The following is a 17,640-nucleotide window of genomic DNA, read 5'->3' as shown; positions in this document are numbered from 1 at the left end:
TCAGAGGGGTGCTCCGACATCCAGCCCCGTCAGGGAGCCGACACCAGCCGGGGGAGCAGCCCCTGATCGACATTGGCGCCCGTGATGAGCGTGGCCACCACCGCCCCCGGCAGCTCATGGGCGGCGATCGCCGCCAGCCCCGCCGCGCCCGCCGGCTCGGGCACCACCCCCAGCGTCACCAACGCGGTGCGCATCGCCCGGAGTATCTGGGCATCGGAGACCTCCACCATCTGATCCACCAAGACCCGCATCCGCGCCACCGAAGCCGGGATCGGATCACTGATCGCGATCCCCTCGGCGAAGGTGTCCGCGCGCTCTGTGCCCACAGCCCGCCCCAACCGCCAACTGGTGGCCATACTCGGCGCGCCCTGCGCGCACACCCCCACGACGCGGGTAGCGGGCGAATGCTCCTTCAACCAACGCGCCACCCCCGTGATCAGCGCCCCGTCCCCCACCGGCAGCACCACCGCGTCGATCGGCCCCGCCTTCAACAGCTCCACACCGATGGTGCCCGCACCCTCGGCGATGCGGGGGTCCTGGCCGTCCTCGACGAAAACCGCGTCCGGGTGGGAGCGGGCGAAGGCGCGGGCCGCCTCGTCCACACCGTTCCCCTTGGCCTCGTGCACCCGCGCGCCCAGCGAACGCATCCGCGCGAGCTTGACCTGGCTGATCCCCGCCGGAACGAACACCTCCGCCCCCAGCCCGTGCCGGGTGGCCGCATACCCCACCGCCTGGCCGAAGTTTCCGGTGGAGGTACACACCATCCGCGTTCCCGGCGCCAGCTCCCGGGCCAGCAGGTCCGCGCCCCTGCCCTTGAAGCTGCGCAGCGGGTTGAGGGTCTCCACCTTGACCAGCACCCGCCGCCCCAGCGCGGCGCACAGCTGCTCGTCCACGTACTGCGGGGAGTCGAGGAAGACCGGGTCGATCAGTTCCGCGGCCCGAGCGATCCGCTCCAGGTCCAGATCCAGTGTGTGCATGCCAAAGGCCTTTCTCTCGCAGGAGGTGAGGGGTCGGTCCGGTGCGGCGCGCACGCCGACGCGGGGCGGGGCAGGCAGAGTCCCTCGTTCTCGGGGGCGGCCGCTCCTTCGACAGTAGAGCGAAAGGCGCTGGTCGCGATTGAAAAGTTTTCGGCCCTGGCGCAATATTGTTGCGTGTCCTTCACACCTGACCCCATCGACCACCACCTGCTCGGTCTGCTGCAGCAGGACGCCGGGCGTACCCTGCGCGACCTCGGTGAACAGGTGGGGCTCTCGCCCAGCGCGGTCCAGCGCCGCATCCGCGCCTACCACCGGGCCGGGGTCATCACCGGTCAAATCGCGCTGGTGGACCCGGTCGCGCTGGGGGCCACCACCCTGGCGGTGGTGCTGGTGACCCTGGAGCGTGAGTCGGCCGAGCACCACGCCCGCTTCCGCGCCCGGATGCTCGCCGAACCGCGGGTGCAGCAGTGCTACGACCTGGCCGGACAATGGGACTACCTGGTCATGCTCATCACCGGGAACCTGGCGGCCTGTCGTGCGTTGTCAGACCGGCTGTTCATGAACGACGCCAACGTGCGCCGCTACGACACCCTGCCGGTGCTGGACCCGGTCAAGGTCGGCTTGAGCGTTCCCCTTCCCGACCCCGAGTCCGATGCCGACGGCGGTACTGTGCCCGACCGCTGAGGCGGCTCCGCCGAAAAACCGGTGGCGCGGACGCGAGGCGCTCCTCTACGTTGACGGGGCCCCCTACGAGAGGACGCGCGCGCACATGACGCCCCCCGCTCTTTAGATCTGACTTTTCCCGCATTGGTCGCCGACGTCGCCGTCGGCTCTGTTTCCCGTGCTTTTCGTCAGGTCTGTAAGAGAGTCATGTCTACGCGATCTTCTTTCGTGCTGCCCTGGGCCGTGCGTCGCACGCGCCTGCCCCTGCTCGCCCTGCCGTGTGTGGACTGCCCCGCCGAGCGGGCCACCACGGGTGCGGGCAGGTTCCGTGTCAACGCCAACGGCAAACTTCTGGACGTGTGGCTGCTGGTCAACTGTGTGGGTTGTGACCGCACCAGCAGGCTCACCGTCCACCACCGGATCCCGGTCCGCTCCCTGCCCGTCCACCTCCTGGAGGGGTACACGAAGAACTGTGCTGACCTGGTCGCGGGAGTCCTGCTCGACCCCGCACTCGCCAGGCGCCACCGCTTCGTGCTCGACTGGCGGGGCTGCTGGGAACTCCACGCCCCTCAGGTCGCGGATGATCCCTGGCCCCTGGAAGTGCGGGTCACCTTCGATCAGCCCGTGCCGGTGCGCCCCGAACAGCTCATCGCGCACGGGCTGGGGATCAGCCGCGGTGAGGTGCTGCGCAGGGTCAAGGCCGACATCCCGCTCAAGCGCAGGACGATGGGGGACTTCTCCTTCGTCGTGGTGTGATCTCCCCTTGCGGGCTTCGAACCTCCCGGCGGGGGTTGGGAGCCCGCAGGGCTTTACGGGGGGCGGGTTTCGTGACATCCTCGAAATTGGGCGGCTGACCAAGGCAGTCGTCCAGGGCGATCGGCCAAAGAATTTTCGAGGAGGGCACACGTGGGGACCGAACGGAGCCGACAGGTGCGCGAGCGCCTGCTCACGGCGGCCAGTGAGCTCATCGCCGAACGGGGGTGGTCCGCGGTGAGCACCCGGGTGCTGGCCGAGCGGGCCGGGGTGGGAGCGGGCCTGGTGCACTACCACTTCCCCTCGCTGAACGCCCTGCTCAACGAGGCGGCCCTGGGGGTGATGGCATCCGTGGCCGAGCAGACCCTGGCCCAGCTGGAAGGCACCACACCCCAGGAGGGGTTGGACCTGGCCCTGGCGGCCCTGGACGCCTACCCGGGCGATGACCCCGCCTCCACGCTGTTCGTCGAGGCCTACCTCGCGGCCGGGCGCGACGCCGAGCTGCGCCGCGGCATCACCGCCGTGCTGGAGCGCTTCCGCGCCCCCCTGGCCGACTGGCTGCGCGCCGGCGGCATCGCCGACCCCGAGGCCACCGCCCGGGTGCTGGCCTCGGCCGTGGACGGCGTCATGTTGCACCGCGCCCTGGACCCCGCACTGGACGCCTCCGCCGTCGCACCCGTGCTGCGGCGCCTGCTGGTGCCCGCCCACCCCACCGACAAGGAGCAAGGATGAGCACCACGAACACACCCCAATGGCCCGCTCGGGCGGTTATCGTCGGGGCCGGGATCGCCGGTCTGGCCCTGGCCCAGCGCCTGGACCGGCACGGTTGGCGGGTGAGTGTGCTGGAGCGGGCGCCGGGTCCGCGGCCGCAGGGTTACATGATCGACTTCTTCGGGCCCGGCTACGACGCCGCTGCGGCGATGGGGCTCCTGCCCCGGCTGCGCGAGCTGGGCCACCGCTTCCCCGAGGCCGCCCTGGTGGACGAGCACGGCCGCCAGCGCGCCGCGATCAAGTTCGAGGGCTACGCCCGTGCCCTGGGCGGTGAGTTGGTCTCGATCATGCGCCCGGACCTGGAGCGGGCCCTGCGTGAGTCGTTGCCCGCTCGGGTGGAGGTGCGCTACTCCAGCACCCCCGAGCAGATCACCGAACACGGGAGCGGGGTGCGGGTGCGGTTGGGCGATGGTCAGGTGGTGGAGGCCGACCTGTTGGTGGGGGCCGACGGCATCCACTCCACCGTGCGGAGACTGGTCTTCGGCGAGGAGGAGCGGTACCTGCGTCACCTGGGGTTCCACACAGGTGCGTTCACCTTCCACGACGCGCGGGTGCACGCCGCGACCCGGGGCCGTTTCCAGCTCACCGACAGCCTGGGCGCGCAGATGGGGTTGTACGCGTTGGAGGGGGATCGGGTGGCGGCCTTCACCGTGCACCGCACCGATGACACCACGCTGCCCGAGGACCCGCGGGCCGAGTTGCGTCGGGCCTACGCCGGGCTGGGCTGGCTGGTGCCCCGGGCATTGGAGCTGTGCCCCGAACCCGGTCAGATCTACTACGACCACGTCGCCCAGGTGGAGATGGAGCGGTGGAGCCGCGGGCGCACGGTGCTGATAGGTGACGCCTGCCAGGCGGTGTCGCTGCTGGCGGGCCAGGGCGCGTCGATGGGGATGGGCGGCGCCTACGTTCTGGGGGAGGAGTTGGCGCGCGCGGGCACTCTGGCCGAGGGGTTGGAGCGCTACGAACAGCGGTGGCGGCCGGTGGTGGAGGAGCGCCAGCGAGCGGCTCGCACCGGAACCTCCTGGTTCTTGCCCAGCACTCCGGGCCGGTTGCGGTTGCGGCGGTTGTTCCTGCGTCTGTCGGCGCTGCCGGGGGTGGAGCGGTGGATGGCGACCTCGCTGTCGGGCAAACCCTCCCGGGTGGTCAAGGACCTGTCGCCGTCCGGGAGCGCCAAGCCCGCCTGAGGAACACGGGCACGGGGCGGTGCGGGGTGGGCCACGTGCCTGTGGTGGGTCAGGGTCCTCCGGCGTCCTCCCAGGGGCCGATCTCGTCCGGTGCGGGCACGGTGAGGTCGACGGGCTCGTCGAGGCTGTGGATCTCGTATTCCGAGTAGGTGGTGAATTCGGCCTCTTGCTGGTCGGCACCGCTGCGGGTGGTCTCGGCCGACAGTCCCAGTGGGGTCCCCTTCACCGTGGTGAACAGGACGAACTCCGTCGTGCCTTCGGCGCTTTGGACACTGCCTTCCAACCGGACGGCGGGGCGCTCGGCGTGGTCGGTGTCGTTCTCGCCCATGGCGGGTGTCAGTTGTGCGCGGAAGGGAGCGCGGCGTTGATCAGCGATGGTCCCGTCGTTGACGATGGCCTCCAGCGTGGTCTGGACGGGGAAGAAGGACTCCTCGTCCAGGTCGTAGACGGGGTTGTCGTGGAACCATTCGTAGGGGTCGCGTCCCCAGGAGATCACCGGGGTGTCGTGGACCCACATGCTGGTGGGGGCGGCTCCGTCGCCGGCACGGTCGACCAGCACCGCGGGGGTGGGTTGGGTGGTGTGGGTGAACCACTGGTGGGAGAGACCGAGCACACGGCGGGTGTCGGTGGGCCGGTCCTGGTAGGGGCCGCCGCCGTCGCCTTCGTGGACCAGGCCGCTGATCCGGTAGGTGGAGGCGTCCTGGAGCTGGCGCAGTGCCGCTGCGGCGAGGTCGGTGCCCTGGGGTGGAGCCTGGGCCGGGGTGTGGGAGAGCCCGACCTGGGTGCGGGGCATGTGGTAGGCGATTCCGGCGGCCAGGACGGCGATGGCGGGGAGGGTGAGGGCGGTCAGCATCGCGACCAGTTTGCGGGGGGTGGGGCGCCCTCTGAGGTGCTGAGCGGTGGGGTCGCTCGGCGGGTTTGGGGGGGGTGCCTGGGGCGGGTGGCGGGAGGGCCGGGGTCGACATCGGGGCCTTCTGGTCGTGGGGTGGGACCGGACCATTGTGGCTTCCCGCCGCGCGCCAGTGGACATCGGGTGAGGCACGGCGTCCGCCGTGGGGGCGGGGCGCACCGTGCGCGAGGCGGAAGTGTCCGGGTTAGGGGCCGAAGGGGCGCTCGTGCGTGGGCGGGATGACCTGGTGGTCGCCGTTGAGCCAGGTCTGGGTGGTGGCGTTGAGGTCGTGCGGGTAGCCGGGTTCGAAGTCGGCCAGGGCGTTGATGTGTTCGATGGCCTCGGGTGGCAGGGTCACCTGGAGTGCGCCCAGGTTGTCCTTGAGTTGTTCGGTGCGGCTGGCGCCCAGGATGGGGTGGATGCGCGGGGAGCGGTGCAGGGCCCAGGCGATCGCGACCTGCGCGGGGGTGGCGTTCACCTCCTGGGCGATGCGGGTGATGGTGCGGGCGGCGCGGTGCTGGTGTTCGGTCAGGGTGGTGGGGTCCACTCGGCCGGCGGGGGCGGTGGTGTCGGTGTAGCGGCCGGAGAGGATCCCTGCGGCCAGGCCGTTGTAGGTGGTCAGGCTCAGTCCCAGGGTGCGGGCCATGGGCAGGAGTTCGCGTTCGATGTCGCGTTGGAGCGGGTTGTAGGGCACCTGGAGGGCGATGAAGGGGGTCCAGCCGTGTTGCCGGGCCAGGGTGTTGGCTTGGGCGATGACCCAGGCGGGCATGTTGGAGGCGCCCACATACAGGACCTTGCCTGCGCGTACGGCGTCGTCCAGGGCGCGCATGGTCTCTTCGAGGGGTGTGTACTCGTCCCAGGTGTGCACCCACAGAAGGTCGATGCGGTCGGTGCGCAGGCGGCGCAGGCCCTGTTCGAGGGTGTGGGTGAGGTTGCGGCGGTGGCTGCCTCCGGAGTTGGCGTCTCTCGCATCGCTGGGCAGGGTGAACTTGGTGGAGAGTACGAAGCGGTCGCGGCGGCCTTTGAGGAGTGCGCCCAGGACCTGTTCGCTGTCTTGGTAGGCCGAGGCGGTGTCGATGAGGTTGCCGCCCGCGTCCTGGTAGAGGTCGACCATGCGGCGGGCCTGGTCGGGGTTGGCGAAGGTCATGGCGCCCAGGAGGAGCTGGGACACACGTAGCCCTGAGGGGCCCAGGAGTTGGTGGCGCATCGGAGTTGTCCTTTTCGCGGTGTGGGTGTGTGGCATGGGTTTTCAGTCTGTGCCCGGTGGGTGGTGGGGAGGAAGGCCGTGGTGGGGCTGGCCCTGACAGGGCCAGGTTCGGCTGCGGGGCTGGTTCGTAGACTCGGCCCATGGATCAGAGCGGAATGGGTGCGTTCCTGCGTGAGTGCCGTGAGTCGACCCCGCCCGAGCGGGTGGGGTTGGCGGTGGGCGCGCGCCGTCGTACACCGGGGTTGCGTCGGGCGGAGCTGGCCACGTTGTCGGGGGTGAGCGTGGACTACCTGACCCGGTTGGAGCAGGGACGTGATCGCAACCCGTCGCCGCAGGTGTTGGTGGCGTTGGCTGACGCGTTGGGGTTGTCGGTGGGTGAGCGGGTGCGGTTGCGCAACCTGTCGAAGGTGGCGTCGGGTGCGGGTGCGCTGTGCCCGGGCGGGTTGCCTCCCGAGCGGGAGGTGCGGGCCGCCACGCGGGCTGTGTTGGGGCGGTTGGAGCCCGCTCCGGCGGCGCTGTTCAACCGGTTGGGTGAGACGCTCGCGTACACGAGGGGCTATGAGTGCCTGATGGGGCCGTTGGGGCTGTTGGACGTGGAGGACGACCAGCCCGCGAACCGGGTGTGGTTCGTGTTCGCTGATGATCGGGCCCGGTCGGTCTACCCGGACTGGGAGGAGGTGGCCGATGCGCGCTTGGCGGAGCTGCGGGCGGAGGCGGCCCCGCAGGATCCGCACCTGGCGCACCTGGTGGAGGAGCTGGCGATCGTGGGCGGTGCGCCCTTCACCGAGCGGATGGCGGGCCCGGAGTCGGCGCCGCAGGTGAGCGGGGTGGAGCGGCTGGCCCACCCTGAGGTGGGTGAGCTGCGCCTTTCCTATGAGCGATGGGACACCCAGGGCCAGTACCTGGTGGTGTACCTGCCCGCGGACCAGGCGTCGGAGGTGGCGTTGGAGCGGCTGACCCGCACGGGGTTGCGTGCGGTGGGCGGTGAGCACTGACCCAGGGGTGCGCGCATGTGCCTGGCCGGTGTGGGGCGACCTGAAGGTCGTTGGTGTGGGCTGTCTAGGCTGGGGTCGCCCGTGCAAACGCGTCCAGGAGGAGGGTGGCCATGGCCGCCGTCGTGGAGTCGGTCAGCAGCAGTGGTGAGCACACGTTCAGCAAACCTGTCCGAGGCAGTATCCGCCTGTTGGCCGGGTTGGGGGTGGAAGGGGACGCGCACCTGGGCACCACGGTCAAGCACCGGTCGCGGGTGGCTGTGGACCCGACCCAGCCGAACCTGCGCCAGGTGCACCTGATGCACGCCGAACTCCTGGAGGAGGTGGCCCTGGCCGGGTTCGCGGTCGCGCCGGGGCAGATGGGGGAGAACATCACCACCCGTGGGATTGATCTGTTGGGGCTCTCCCGGGGCACGGTGCTCGGCTTCGGGCGGGCGCGGGTGGAGGTCACCGGGCTGCGCAACCCGTGCGCGCAGATCGACGGGTTCTCCCAGGGGCTGCTCAAGCAGATGGTGTACCGGGACGAGCAGGGTGGGCTGGTGCGCCGGGCCGGGGTGATGGGTGTGGTGCTGGCGGGCGGGCTGGTCGAGCCGGGGATGGCGGTGACGGTGGCCGAACCGGCGGGGGCGCACGTACCCCTGGAACGGGTCTGACCGGGCCGCCTTGTGTCGGCCGGGGGTGTTGCGCACCCGGCTCTGGTCGGCTCTGTTTCGGGCCTGGGCCCGTTTCAGGTGCGTGCCTGCTCCGAACCCGGACCGGGGGTGGGCGTCCCGTTCAGGGGCGGGGGGCCTTGACGCCGTGGGTGGCGGTGTACTCCTTGGCCAGCCAGGGCGCCAGGTCTTCGACGAGTTCGTGCAGGTGGTCGGGGTCGGTGGTGGGGTGCTGGGCGGTGTGGGCCGCCGTGCGCATCTGGTCGTGGCGGTCGGGGTAATAGTGACCGAAGACGTCCGCGGCCAGGCCCAGGTCGCTCGTCCATCCGCCCCAGGAGGGCATGACCAGGGTAAAGCCGGTGCGTACCAGGCGGCGCGAGACGCCGCGGCTGAGGGTTCGGTAATCGGTGTCGCTGGTGGCCTGGGCGATGCGGGTGCGCCAGCGGGGCAGGGTCAGGTGCAGGTCGCCGTTGGTCTCGCGGGCCAGCAGGGTGGTGGGCCGGTGGTCGGGGAGCTGCTGGGCCAGGTCGGGGCCGATCAGCGGGGTGCACAGGCAGGCGAGGAAGAATCCGGCGTCGTACAGTTCCAGGTCGCTGGTCAGGTTGGGCACCGAGTCAAGGAGGATGCCGCCGCCGTCGACCTGGTCGAAGGCGGCGTCGATCTCTTCGTGGAGGGTGCGGGCCCGGGCGTGGTCGTCTCCGCCTGGGGTGGTGCGCAGGACCACCAGTGCGTCCAGGTCCGAGACGCCGGGTGTGGCGGTGCCGCGGGGGATGCTGCCGTACAGGTAGGCGCTGTGCATGCGGTCCTTGAAGGTGGGGCCCAGGCGGGTGCGCAGGGCGTCGACCACGGGGGTGAAGGCGGTGGTGACCTGGTCGAGGGAGCCTTCGCGGGTGATGGTGCCGTCGGGGTTCAGGCCCTGGGGCGGCGGTGGTGTCAGCGCTCTCATCGGGGTGGCTCCGTGTTCGGCGTCGTGGAACATCAGCTCGGGACCCAGGTTGAGTTCGGGGCGCTCCAGGACCTCGGTCAGGTCCGGGCACTGGGCCGGGGCCGCGATCTGCATGGGGGCATGCTCGCAGTGGCCCCAGACGGCTGGCAAGTGAATTTGTGCTGTTCAGGGCGTTTGCTCTGCTGCGAGGTAGTGCTGGCACCACTGCTGGTGGTGGGCGGGACTGGACCTGCAAGAGGGTGTCTGCGTCATCGTGCCGGGACGGCGGCGTCTCTAGCGTGGAATCCATCAGAAAGCCTGTTGTCTGCGGAACTTCGGGGAGAGTCATGGTCGCGGCGGGCCCATCCACCAACTCGGTCACTGACCCGCTCCGCTACGGGCGCGCTCTGGGGTACGGCGTTCGCCTGCTGGCCTGTGACGGGACCGAGGACGGTCGGATCGTGGAGGAGTTGGGGGACGCGGCCACGGCGGACCACATCGCGGTCCTGGTGCCGGGTAACGACAACTACCTGGGCAACTACTTCAACCAGAAGCGGGCCACGCGGCCGCGCGCCAACGCCCAGACGCTGCTGGCGACGATGCGTGAGGTGGCGCCGGGTGAGCGGGTGGCGGTGGTGGTGTGGGTCGGGTACCGGACCCCGCGCGGGTTCGGTGAGGCGGTCTCGCGCCGTCCGGCGTTGGAGGGGGCCCGGGATCTGGTCCGGCTGACCCGGTTCCTGCCCCGTTCGGCGCGGGTGACGTTGGTGGGGCACAGCTACGGCACGGTGGTGTGCGGTCTGGCTCTGGGGCAGGGGCGGGTCAGTGACTGTGTGGCGTTGGGCAGCCCTGGGATGGGGGTCCGCTCGCGCCAGGAGCTGGGGTTTTCGGGGAATCTGTGGGCGGCGCTGGGGCCCAGTGACTGGATCCGGTTCTTTCCTCGGGGGCATGTGGGCGAGATCGGGCACGGCCCTTCGCCGATGCGGTCCGGGTACGGGGCGCGGGTTTTCGAGACCGGTGACATTCGGGGGCACTGTTCCTACTACCGGCAGGGCAGTGAGTCGGTGCGCAACATCGCGCGGATCGCGTTGGGGCGTTATGAGGAGGTGACGCCGGTGGTGGTTGCGGCTCCGCGGCGGCCGCTCGGTGAGTTCACCGGGGAGGCGGTGGTCTCGTGAGCACCCGGGTGAGTGGCGGGCCGGTGATCGTGGCCGAGGGGCTGCGCAAGCTCTACCCGGGCGGCAAGGTCGCTTTGGACGGGGTGGACCTGGTGGTGGAGCCGGGGACGGTGCACGGGCTGCTGGGCCCCAACGGGGCTGGCAAGACCACGTCGGTGCGGGTTCTGGCCACCCTGTTGGGGTTCGACGGGGGCCGGGCCCGGGTGGCGGGCGCGGATGTGGCCACCCAGGCGCGGCTGGTGCGGTCCCGGATCGGGTTCGTGGGCCAGTACGCGGCGGTGGACGAGATCCTGAGCGGGCGGCGCAACCTGGAGATGTTCGGTCGCCTGTACCACCTGGGGCGGCGCCGCTCCAGGGAGCGGGCCGTGGAGTTGCTGGAGCGTTTCGATCTGACCGGGGCCGCTGACCGGTCGGTGCGTACCTACTCGGGTGGGATGCGCCGCCGGTTGGATCTGGCGGCCGGGTTGGTGTTGGATCCGCGGGTGTTGTTCCTGGACGAGCCCACCACCGGGTTGGATCCGCGCAGCCGCGCCGAGGTGTGGCGGGCGGTGCGTGAGCTGGTGGCGGCGGGCACCACGGTCCTGTTGACCACCCAGTACCTGGAGGAGGCCGACCGGTTGGCCGACCGGGTCTCGGTGGTGGATGCCGGTCGGGTGATCGCCGAGGGCAGCCCGGAGGAGTTGAAGGAGCGGGTGGGCGGTGGCCGGGTGGAGGTGGTGGTCGCCCGGGCCGAGGAGCTGTCGGTGGCCGCGCAGGTGCTGGGCCGGGTGTCGGGGGCGCGGCCGGAGGTGGATGTGGACGCGTTGGGTGTGCGGGTGTCGATGGGTGGGCGCGGTGCGGCGCTGACCAGGGTGGTGCGGGCGCTGGACGAGGCGGGTCTGGACGTGGAGGACATCGCGTTGCGGCGCCCCACTCTCGATGACGTGTTCTTGAGTCTGACGGGGGAGGAGAGGGCCGGTCAGCGGGGCGGTGGGGAGGATGAGGGTGTTCAGGCGGGCTCGGTCGGTGCGCTCCCCGGGCGCGGAGGGGCGGAGCCGAGGGGTTCCGGCCAGCGGGGTGCGAGTTGGCGCGGGGCGCGGGAGGAGCGGTCATGACCATCACGCCGACCAAAGCGGTGCCTGGCGGGCAGGAGGTACCCGAACTGAGCGTCCCCGAACGCGAGCCGCGGGGTCCGCGCGTGTGGGTGCGCCGTGCGGGGTGGGCGGTGGCCGATTCTACGGTGGTGGCGCGCCGCTACCTGGCACACCTGGTGTACAAGCCCGACGAGGTCATCGGCACGTTGATGATCCCGGTGCTGGCGGTGCTGCTGTTCGGGTTCGTCTTCGGGGAGGCGATGGGCGCGGCCATGGGGGTGGGCGGTGAGGACTACCGCGACTTCCTGATGCCGGGGCTGTTCGCGCTGACGATGGCGTTCGGGATCGGGAACACGACGATCGCGGTGGTCACGGATGTGGGCCGTGGTGTGGTGGACCGGTTTCGGACGCTGCCGATGGCGCCCTCGGCGCTGTTGGTGGGGCGCGGTATGGCGGATGTGGTCTCGGCCGTGGTGGACCTGGTGGTCCTGGTGGGGATGGGGTTGCTGATCGGGTGGCAGTGGCACAACGGTCCGGTGGCGGCGTTGGCCGCGCTGGGGTTGCTGTTGCTGCTGCGGTTGGCGTTCACCTGGATCGGGATCTACCTGGGGTTGCTGGTGCGCAGCCCCGAGGCGGCGATGAAGTTCTTCTCGTTGGTGTTTCCGCTGGCGATGGTGGCCGAGACGTTCGTGCCCACCGAGGTGATCCCGGGCTGGTTGGCGCCGGTGGCCGAGTGGAATCCGCTGTCGGCGACGGTGTTGGCCTGCCGTGAGCTGTTCGGCAACACCACGGTGGTGGGTGAGTCGTGGGTGGCGCAGAACGCGTTGTTGATGGCGGTGGTGTGGCCGCTGGTGCTGTTGGCGGTGTTCGTTCCGCTGGCGCTGCGCCGCTACCGGAAACTGAGCAGCTGATCGGCTGCTCAGCTGAGCGCTGGAGTGGCCGGGGCCGGGGTCTGCCAGTCCGCCAGGGGGTGGGGGTGTGCGCCCCCACCCCTTTTTTTCGTGTGAGGTGCGGTGGGGCGGATCAGGCCAGTGGAGCCTGGATCTCGGTCACCCATCCTTGCGGGTCCTCGGGTGCGGCCAGGGTGACCTCGCGGGTGTAGCCGTGGGTGTGGTGGCCGTTGTCCTCGATCCAGCGGGCCAGTTCCTGCGCGGTGGGCAGGACCTCGGCCATGGGGCCGCGGTGCACGATGGTGGCGGCCCGTTCCACGGCCGGGACCTGGACGAGGGAGAGCCCGTCGATGTCGTGGACTTCGGTGCCCACGGGCATCGAGGCGTGCACGAGGATGCCGCCTTCGGGGGCGTCCTCGTAGCGGGACAGGCCCGGGCCGACGGGGGTGACGCCCGCGGACTCCAGGCGTTGGCACAGTTCGGTGAAGAGCGGGCTGATGACCGGGCCGATGGCTTCGGGCTCGAAGGTGGCGGCGGTGCCGGTCAGCTCGGCCACGCGCACGGGCGGCAGGGGTTTGATGACGATGTCGTTGGCGGACATGGTTCCCTCGTTCTCGATGATGCGGAGCCTCGCTTCCACGCGGGCCAGGCGTGTTTCGGCCTCGGTGACGGACTGGGCCAGTTCGGCGCGGCGCAGGCGCAGCATGCCGCGCAGCTCGGTGGAGCTCAGGCGCTCGTCCAGGATCGCGCCGACCTGTTCGAGGTTGAAACCCAGGTCCTTGAGGGCGATGACGCGGTTGAGCCGGGCCAGCTGGGCCGCTTCGTAGTGGCGGTAACCGGTGATGGGGTCGGTGCGGGCCGGGCGCAGCAGGCCGATGGAGTCGTAGTGGCGCAGCATGCGTACCGAGACCCCCGCGTGTTTGGCGAACTCTCCGATGGTCAACATGGTGCTGTCCAGTACAAGGGCTGACACGGTGTCAGGGTCAAGACGGTGCCCGGGGCCGGGGCGCGGGGTGTGTCATTGGTCGCGTGCCAGGTACTGGGCGAAGGTGGTGCGGCCCACGGCCTGGTCGGGGGTCAGGTGGGCGCCGGAGCGGTAGGCGGCGAAGGTGGCCCCGGGTAGGCGCAGGGGGATCAGGCGGCGGGCGGTGCGGGTGGTGTCCAGGTAGGTGCGGGCCAGGTCGTGGAAGGACTCGACCTGGGGTCCGCCCAGGTCGGGGACGCGTCCGGCGGGTTCTTCCAGGGCCAGGCGGGCCAGGCGCAGGGCGACCTCGGCGGGGTCGATGGGCTGGACGTCGATGTCGGGGTAGGGCATCACGGGCAGGCGGCAGGCCCGGGCGCAGATGTCCTCGATGAGGGGGTGGAACTGGGTGGTGCGCAGGATGGTCACGCCCAGTCCGGAGGCGAGCAGGGCTTCCTCGACGGTGTGTTTGGTTCGGTAGTAGCCCAGGGGGATCTGGTCGCAGCCCACGATGGAGATGTAGACCAGGTGGGTGAGGCCGGTGGTGCGGGCGGCGCGGATGAGGTGGGTGGCGGCCTGGATGTCGCCGCCGGTGGGGCTGGTGGCGCAGTGCACGACGGTGTGGACGCCGGTCAGGGCCTGGGTGAGTCCCCGCCCGGTGCGCAGGTCGACGGCGTGGGCGGTGTCGGCGAGGGTGCCGGGGTGGCGGCTCAGGGTGTGTACCGGGTGGTCGGTGCGGCGTAGTTGTTCTACGAGGGGGATGCCCAGGGTTCCGGTGGCGCCGGTGACCAGGATCGTGTTCAAGTCCCCACCTCCGCGGCCGCGGTTGATGCTGGCTGTTGCTGGTGTCTGTCGGGCTTTGGTGGTCCAAGCTAGCACCCCCACAGGGTGGTTTTGGGGACTTTTGGTGGGGTTTCGTGGTGTGTCATCGCAGGTGGGCGGGATGTGGGAGCGGGTGGGGGTTCGGCACCCGGCGCGCTCGGGGCGCGGTGCGGAGTGGCAGCCCCCGAAAGACGTGGGGGACGGGGCGAGTTGTCCGGTTAGAGTGCTGGGCAGCGTCAGCGCAGTGAGCGCCGACACACAGTGGTGAGGAGCGTGCCCATGTCCGGGGTCGTCGAGGAGCTGGTGGCCGCGATCGGAACGGAACAGGTGGTCACCGACCCCGCGGTGATACGGGGCTACTCCCATGACGAGGCCGAGTGGGCGCCTTATGGGGCCGCGGCCGCGGTGGTGCGGCCCCGCCACACCGCCGACGTCGCCGAGGTGGTGCGGATCTGCGCCGAACGCGGGGTCTCGGTGGTCGGGCGCGGGGCCGGGACGGGCCTGTCGGGTGCGGCCAACGCCGGTCAGGGCTGGGTGGTGGTCTCCTTCGAACGGATGAACCGGGTGCTGGAGGTGGACCCCGTCCAGCAGACCGCCACCGTCCAGCCGGGTGTGGTCAACGACGTCCTGCGCGAGCGGGTCGCCCAGGACGGCCTGTGGTACCCGCCCGACCCCGCTTCGGCGCCGTGGTCGACGATCGGCGGGAACGTGGCCACCAACGCCGGCGGGCTGTGCTGCGTCAAGTACGGCGTCACCCGGGACTACGTGCTGGGCATGGAGGCCGTGGTGGGCACCGGTGAGGTCGTGCGGCTGGGAAGGACCACCGCCAAGGGGGTGACCGGGTACGACCTGGCCGGGCTGATGGTGGGCTCGGAGGGCACGTTGGGGCTGGTCACCGAGGTGACGTTGCGTCTGGTGCCGCTGCGCCGGGGTGTGGAGCACACCGTGGTGGGCTACTTCGACTCCCTGGTGGACGCCGGGCGCGCGGTCGCCGCTGTCTCGGCTGCGGGCATCGTGCCCTCGGCACTGGAACTCATCGACCGGTTCTGCCTGCAGGCCGTGGACGAGTGGAAGAACATGGGCCTGTCCGCCGAGGGCGAGGTGCTGCTGCTGGCCCGCAGTGACCTGCCCGGGGCTTCGGGGCAGCAGGAGGCCGAGCGGATCCTGGAGTGCTTCGAGCAGGAGAAGGCGGTCTACGCGGTGCGCTCCACCGACGCCGAGGAGGCCGAGGCGCTCTTCCAGGCGCGGCGGCTGGCCTACCCGGCGCTGGAGCGGTTGGGGCCGCTGCTGACCGAGGACGTGTGCGTGCCCAAGGCGCAGGTGCCGCACATGCTGGAGGCGATCGAGGCGGCCGGGGAGCGCTTCGACACCAAGATCGGAAACATCGCCCACGCGGGGGACGGCAACCTGCACCCCCTGTTCATCGTGCCGGCCGGGGACGAGGACGCCAAGAACCGGGCCAAGCAGGCGTTCGAGGTGATCGTGGACCAGGCCCTGGCCTTGGGTGGGACGGTCACCGGTGAGCACGGGGTGGGGCTGTTGAAGATGCGCGGCGCCGCTGACGAACTGGGACCGCGGGTGCTGGCGATGCACCGGGCGGTCAAGGGCGCGCTGGACCCCAGGGGCATCTTCAACCCGGGCAAGGTCTTCGCCGTGGACGGGTGAGAGCCGGGTCAGCTCGCGTACCCGGCGTACTCCTCCAGGCGGGCGGCGGCGGTGAGCATGGCCCGTGAGCGCTGGGTGAGTTCGGCGCCGCGCTGGGCCAGGGCGGCGTGCAGGGCCTGGCTGCCGCCGCTGGCGCGGAGTTCGTGGATGACCGGAGGGATGTCGGGCAGCGGGTAGCGGACCTGGCGCAGCAGATGAACCATCCGGGCCTCGCGCAGGTCGGCCGGGGTGTACAGGCGGTATCCGGTGGGGTGTTCGCGCTTGGGGTCGAGCAGTCCGGCGTCCTCCCACACCCGCAGGGTGGAAGTGCGCACCCCCAGGTGGTCGGCGACCTCACCGATACGCAGATCCCCGGTGGGCGCGGCGTGCGTTTGGGGGGACTGTTCGGCGACCGCCGCCAGGGCCTGGCCGGTGGCGTGCAGGGCGGTGCGCTCCTCGTGCAGGGTGTGGTGGGCGGCGTCGATCAGCGCCAGGGCCCGGGGCAGGTCGCCCGCGTGCACGGCGGCCATGATCTGGCGGGCGGTGGCACCGCCCAACCCCGCGCTCAGAGCCCGGAAGGTGAGCAGGGCCCGGCGGTGGCGTTCGGTGAAGACCCGGTAACCGGCGGGGGTGCGTGCGGTCGGGGGCAGGACGCCCTCGTCGGCGTGGTTGCGCACCTGCTGGGTGGAGATCCCGGCGGCCCGGGCCAGGTCGATGGGGCGCAGCCGATCGCGGGGCTCGTCCAACGTGTGTTCCTCCCGGGAGTGTGTGGTGGCCAGGATAGGGCGAACCGGCGCGGGCGCGGTGGTGCGCGCCGGGGTTGGCCGGGTGCGGGTTCAGCGAAGGCCCGCCTCGTAGGCCAGCAGCCCGGCCCGGGTGCGGTTGTCGCAGCCCAGTTTCTCCAGCAGGCGGGAGACGTGGCCCTTGACGGTGGCCTCGCTCAGGCAGAGCCGCCCTGCGATCTGCCCGTTGGTCATCCCCTCGCCCAGGCAGGCCAGGACCTCGGTTTCGCGTTCGGTCAGGGAGGCCACCAGGGTGGCGCGGTCCAGGCGGTGGCTCTGGGATGTGTGGGCGCTGGCGAGCAGGCGGCGGGCGGCTTCGATGGCGGCCTGGCCGTCGTGGGCCTGGTCGACGACGGTGATGTGGGGGCCCGCCCAGGTCTGGGAGGGGCCCGGGCTGAGTCAGGGGCGCAGGTGCGGCGGGAAGCCCGTCCAACGCAGGTCGGGCGGCAGGTGGTCCAGGTCGTTGAGGGTGACCAGTGACGAAGGGCTCCGGGGTGTGTAGCGGATGATCGTCAGCCCGGCGTTGGCCACTCCCACGCTCACCCACCGCCAGGGCGGGGAGTCCAGGGCCGCGGTCACCAGCCACGCCACCAGGTAGGCGTGGGTGATGACCACTTCCCGGCGTTCTTGTGAACCCTTTGCGGGACCGGTGAGGAGTTCCAGTGCCCGTTGGCCCAGTTCCGGGGAGCGTTCGGGGGCCGGGATCCGGGCCAGGAAGTCCAGGACCCCGTCGGCGTGGGCGTCGGGGACCTCGTGGCGTTGGGGTAGGTGCGGGGCGTAGTCGCCGGCCTCGGCGAGTTCGACCGGTGTCACGCCTTCCAGGTGGTCGGCGATCAGGTGTGCGGTCTGGGTGGCGCGGGGCAGGCCGCCGTGCCACAGGGCCTGGGGGGCGAACTCGCGCAGCCGGGCTCCGAGGAGTTCGGCTTGGCGGTGGCCGGTGTCGGTGAGTTTTCCGGTGGCCGGGTCGGCTTGGGCGTGGCGGGCCAGGTACAGGTGGCGGGTCGCGGGCATGTGGGCCCTTTCCGGTCGCTGAGGTGTTGCTGGGGGTGGTTCTTGGGTGCGATCCACCGTGGCGGCGGGTGGTTCGCGGTCGAATGTGCTTCGTGCTCAGCGAGGGCTACGGGGCGTTCTCGGGGTCGAAGGCGGACGTCAGGGCGGATGTACGGGTTTGCCCAGGCGGGCCTAACCCGGTTGGGCGGGCCGGAGCTGCACGGTCGGGGCGCAAGGTGTGAGTGATCGGCCCCGGGTGGGTAGGGGCGCACGTGAAAGCGGACTCATCCGG

19 protein-coding genes are annotated in these 17,640 nt (G+C 71.1%); 10 read left to right on the top strand and 9 right to left on the bottom strand.

Features of this window, described 5'->3' with window-relative positions:
- Window positions 1-29: 29 nt before the first annotated feature.
- Window positions 30-977 (bottom strand): threonine ammonia-lyase, encoded by a 948-nt coding sequence (locus HNR07_RS07720; protein WP_184363801.1) that lies wholly within the window; start codon window positions 975-977, stop codon window positions 30-32.
- 174 nt (window positions 978-1,151) lie between these two features.
- On the opposite strand from HNR07_RS07720, the gene HNR07_RS07715 reads away from it, so the two are divergent.
- The 4 genes from HNR07_RS07715 (at window position 1,152) to HNR07_RS07700 (ending at window position 4,348) form a co-directional block, all read left to right on the top strand.
- Complete coding sequence (locus HNR07_RS07715) at window positions 1,152-1,661, top strand: Lrp/AsnC family transcriptional regulator (protein WP_184363798.1); 510 nt, start codon at window positions 1,152-1,154, stop codon at window positions 1,659-1,661.
- A 186-nt stretch (window positions 1,662-1,847) separates the two neighbouring features.
- Window positions 1,848-2,396, top strand: coding sequence for a DUF1062 domain-containing protein (locus HNR07_RS07710; RefSeq protein ID WP_184363795.1), 549 nt, complete (start codon window positions 1,848-1,850; stop codon window positions 2,394-2,396).
- A 150-nt stretch (window positions 2,397-2,546) separates the two neighbouring features.
- Window positions 2,547-3,125, top strand: coding sequence for a TetR/AcrR family transcriptional regulator (locus HNR07_RS07705; protein WP_184363792.1), 579 nt, complete (start codon window positions 2,547-2,549; stop codon window positions 3,123-3,125).
- On the top strand, window positions 3,122-4,348 hold the full coding sequence (locus HNR07_RS07700) for an FAD-dependent monooxygenase (RefSeq protein ID WP_184363789.1): 1,227 nt from the start codon (window positions 3,122-3,124) through the stop codon (window positions 4,346-4,348). The genes HNR07_RS07705 and HNR07_RS07700 overlap by 4 nt, the downstream gene beginning before the upstream one ends.
- Window positions 4,349-4,397: 49 nt before the next feature.
- Here the strand turns inward: HNR07_RS07700 and HNR07_RS07695 are convergent, their stop codons facing one another.
- Window positions 4,398-5,201 carry a hypothetical protein gene (locus tag HNR07_RS07695; protein WP_184363787.1) on the bottom strand — a complete coding sequence of 268 codons (804 nt, stop codon included), beginning with the start codon at window positions 5,199-5,201 and terminating at the stop codon, window positions 4,398-4,400.
- 241 nt (window positions 5,202-5,442) lie between these two features.
- Complete coding sequence (locus HNR07_RS07690; protein ID WP_184363783.1) at window positions 5,443-6,444, bottom strand: aldo/keto reductase; 1,002 nt, start codon at window positions 6,442-6,444, stop codon at window positions 5,443-5,445.
- Window positions 6,445-6,584: 140 nt separating this feature from the next.
- Here HNR07_RS07690 and HNR07_RS07685 point away from each other — a divergent pair, with 140 nt between their 5' ends.
- Together HNR07_RS07685 and HNR07_RS07680 are read left to right on the top strand one after the other, a co-directional pair.
- Entirely contained in the window at window positions 6,585-7,439 is an 855-nt protein-coding gene (locus HNR07_RS07685) for a helix-turn-helix domain-containing protein (protein ID WP_184363780.1), read from the top strand.
- A 110-nt stretch (window positions 7,440-7,549) separates the two neighbouring features.
- Window positions 7,550-8,089, top strand: a complete 540-nt coding sequence (locus HNR07_RS07680; protein WP_184363777.1) for an MOSC domain-containing protein — start codon at window positions 7,550-7,552, stop codon at window positions 8,087-8,089.
- 121 nt (window positions 8,090-8,210) lie between these two features.
- Here the strand turns inward: HNR07_RS07680 and HNR07_RS07675 are convergent, their stop codons facing one another.
- Complete coding sequence (locus HNR07_RS07675) at window positions 8,211-9,146, bottom strand: nucleotidyltransferase domain-containing protein (protein WP_246420182.1); 936 nt, start codon at window positions 9,144-9,146, stop codon at window positions 8,211-8,213.
- 212 nt (window positions 9,147-9,358) lie between these two features.
- On the opposite strand from HNR07_RS07675, the gene HNR07_RS07670 reads away from it, so the two are divergent.
- Genes HNR07_RS07670 through HNR07_RS07660 form a run of 3 tightly spaced genes read left to right on the top strand, consistent with a single transcriptional unit; the run spans window position 9,359 to window position 12,170 of the window.
- Complete coding sequence (locus HNR07_RS07670; RefSeq protein ID WP_184363774.1) at window positions 9,359-10,186, top strand: alpha/beta hydrolase; 828 nt, start codon at window positions 9,359-9,361, stop codon at window positions 10,184-10,186.
- 8 nt (window positions 10,187-10,194) lie between these two features.
- The gene (locus HNR07_RS07665) at window positions 10,195-11,280 is read left to right on the top strand and encodes an ATP-binding cassette domain-containing protein (RefSeq protein ID WP_184371666.1); all 1,086 of its coding nucleotides are present in this window, start codon (window positions 10,195-10,197) and stop codon (window positions 11,278-11,280) included.
- Window positions 11,277-12,170 carry an ABC transporter permease gene (locus HNR07_RS07660; RefSeq protein WP_184363770.1) on the top strand — a complete coding sequence of 298 codons (894 nt, stop codon included), beginning with the start codon at window positions 11,277-11,279 and terminating at the stop codon, window positions 12,168-12,170. The genes HNR07_RS07665 and HNR07_RS07660 overlap by 4 nt, the downstream gene beginning before the upstream one ends.
- 112 nt (window positions 12,171-12,282) lie before the next feature.
- Here the strand turns inward: HNR07_RS07660 and HNR07_RS07655 are convergent, their stop codons facing one another.
- Window positions 12,283-13,122, bottom strand: coding sequence for a MerR family transcriptional regulator (locus tag HNR07_RS07655; RefSeq protein WP_312893662.1), 840 nt, complete (start codon window positions 13,120-13,122; stop codon window positions 12,283-12,285).
- Window positions 13,123-13,167: 45 nt separating this feature from the next.
- Window positions 13,168-13,914, bottom strand: coding sequence for an SDR family oxidoreductase (locus HNR07_RS07650; RefSeq protein ID WP_184363767.1), 747 nt, complete (start codon window positions 13,912-13,914; stop codon window positions 13,168-13,170).
- 297 nt (window positions 13,915-14,211) lie between these two features.
- On the opposite strand from HNR07_RS07650, the gene HNR07_RS07645 reads away from it, so the two are divergent.
- Window positions 14,212-15,597, top strand: a complete 1,386-nt coding sequence (locus HNR07_RS07645) for an FAD-binding oxidoreductase (RefSeq protein ID WP_184363764.1) — start codon at window positions 14,212-14,214, stop codon at window positions 15,595-15,597.
- Between the two features lie 8 nt (window positions 15,598-15,605).
- Here the strand turns inward: HNR07_RS07645 and HNR07_RS07640 are convergent, their stop codons facing one another.
- The 3 genes from HNR07_RS07640 to HNR07_RS07630 all read right to left on the bottom strand — a co-directional run bounded on the left by HNR07_RS07640 (window position 15,606) and on the right by HNR07_RS07630 (window position 17,369).
- Window positions 15,606-16,322, bottom strand: coding sequence for a MerR family transcriptional regulator (locus HNR07_RS07640; RefSeq protein WP_184363761.1), 717 nt, complete (start codon window positions 16,320-16,322; stop codon window positions 15,606-15,608).
- Window positions 16,323-16,412: 90 nt separating this feature from the next.
- Entirely contained in the window at window positions 16,413-16,607 is a 195-nt protein-coding gene (locus tag HNR07_RS07635; protein ID WP_376769908.1) for a response regulator transcription factor, read from the bottom strand.
- A 150-nt stretch (window positions 16,608-16,757) separates the two neighbouring features.
- Entirely contained in the window at window positions 16,758-17,369 is a 612-nt protein-coding gene (locus HNR07_RS07630; protein WP_184363758.1) for a histidine phosphatase family protein, read from the bottom strand.
- Window positions 17,370-17,640: the final 271 nt, after the last annotated feature.

Source organism: Nocardiopsis metallicus (assembly GCF_014201115.1).
Taxonomy (GTDB): Bacteria; Actinomycetota; Actinomycetes; order Streptosporangiales; family Streptosporangiaceae; genus Nocardiopsis; species Nocardiopsis metallicus.
This window is presented reverse-complemented; position numbering and strand designations above follow the sequence as displayed.

What these genes read in the sequence shown, in the direction of transcription:
- HNR07_RS07685 (WP_184363780.1), top strand. Translation starts at nt 6,585, where the DNA reads ATGGATCAGAGCGGAATGGGTGCGTTCCTGCGTGAGTGCCGTGAGTCG.
- HNR07_RS07645 (WP_184363764.1), top strand. Translation starts at nt 14,212, where the DNA reads ATGTCCGGGGTCGTCGAGGAGCTGGTGGCCGCGATCGGAACGGAACAG.
- HNR07_RS07680 (WP_184363777.1), top strand. Translation starts at nt 7,550, where the DNA reads ATGGCCGCCGTCGTGGAGTCGGTCAGCAGCAGTGGTGAGCACACGTTC.
- HNR07_RS07660 (WP_184363770.1), top strand. Translation starts at nt 11,277, where the DNA reads ATGACCATCACGCCGACCAAAGCGGTGCCTGGCGGGCAGGAGGTACCC.
- HNR07_RS07690 (WP_184363783.1), bottom strand. Translation starts at nt 6,444, where the DNA reads ATGCGCCACCAACTCCTGGGCCCCTCAGGGCTACGTGTGTCCCAGCTC.
- HNR07_RS07700 (WP_184363789.1), top strand. Translation starts at nt 3,122, where the DNA reads ATGAGCACCACGAACACACCCCAATGGCCCGCTCGGGCGGTTATCGTC.
- HNR07_RS07695 (WP_184363787.1), bottom strand. Translation starts at nt 5,201, where the DNA reads ATGCTGACCGCCCTCACCCTCCCCGCCATCGCCGTCCTGGCCGCCGGA.
- HNR07_RS07710 (WP_184363795.1), top strand. Translation starts at nt 1,848, where the DNA reads ATGTCTACGCGATCTTCTTTCGTGCTGCCCTGGGCCGTGCGTCGCACG.
- HNR07_RS07720 (WP_184363801.1), bottom strand. Translation starts at nt 977, where the DNA reads ATGCACACACTGGATCTGGACCTGGAGCGGATCGCTCGGGCCGCGGAA.
- HNR07_RS07675 (WP_246420182.1), bottom strand. Translation starts at nt 9,146, where the DNA reads ATGCAGATCGCGGCCCCGGCCCAGTGCCCGGACCTGACCGAGGTCCTG.
- HNR07_RS07630 (WP_184363758.1), bottom strand. Translation starts at nt 17,369, where the DNA reads ATGCCCGCGACCCGCCACCTGTACCTGGCCCGCCACGCCCAAGCCGAC.
- HNR07_RS07670 (WP_184363774.1), top strand. Translation starts at nt 9,359, where the DNA reads ATGGTCGCGGCGGGCCCATCCACCAACTCGGTCACTGACCCGCTCCGC.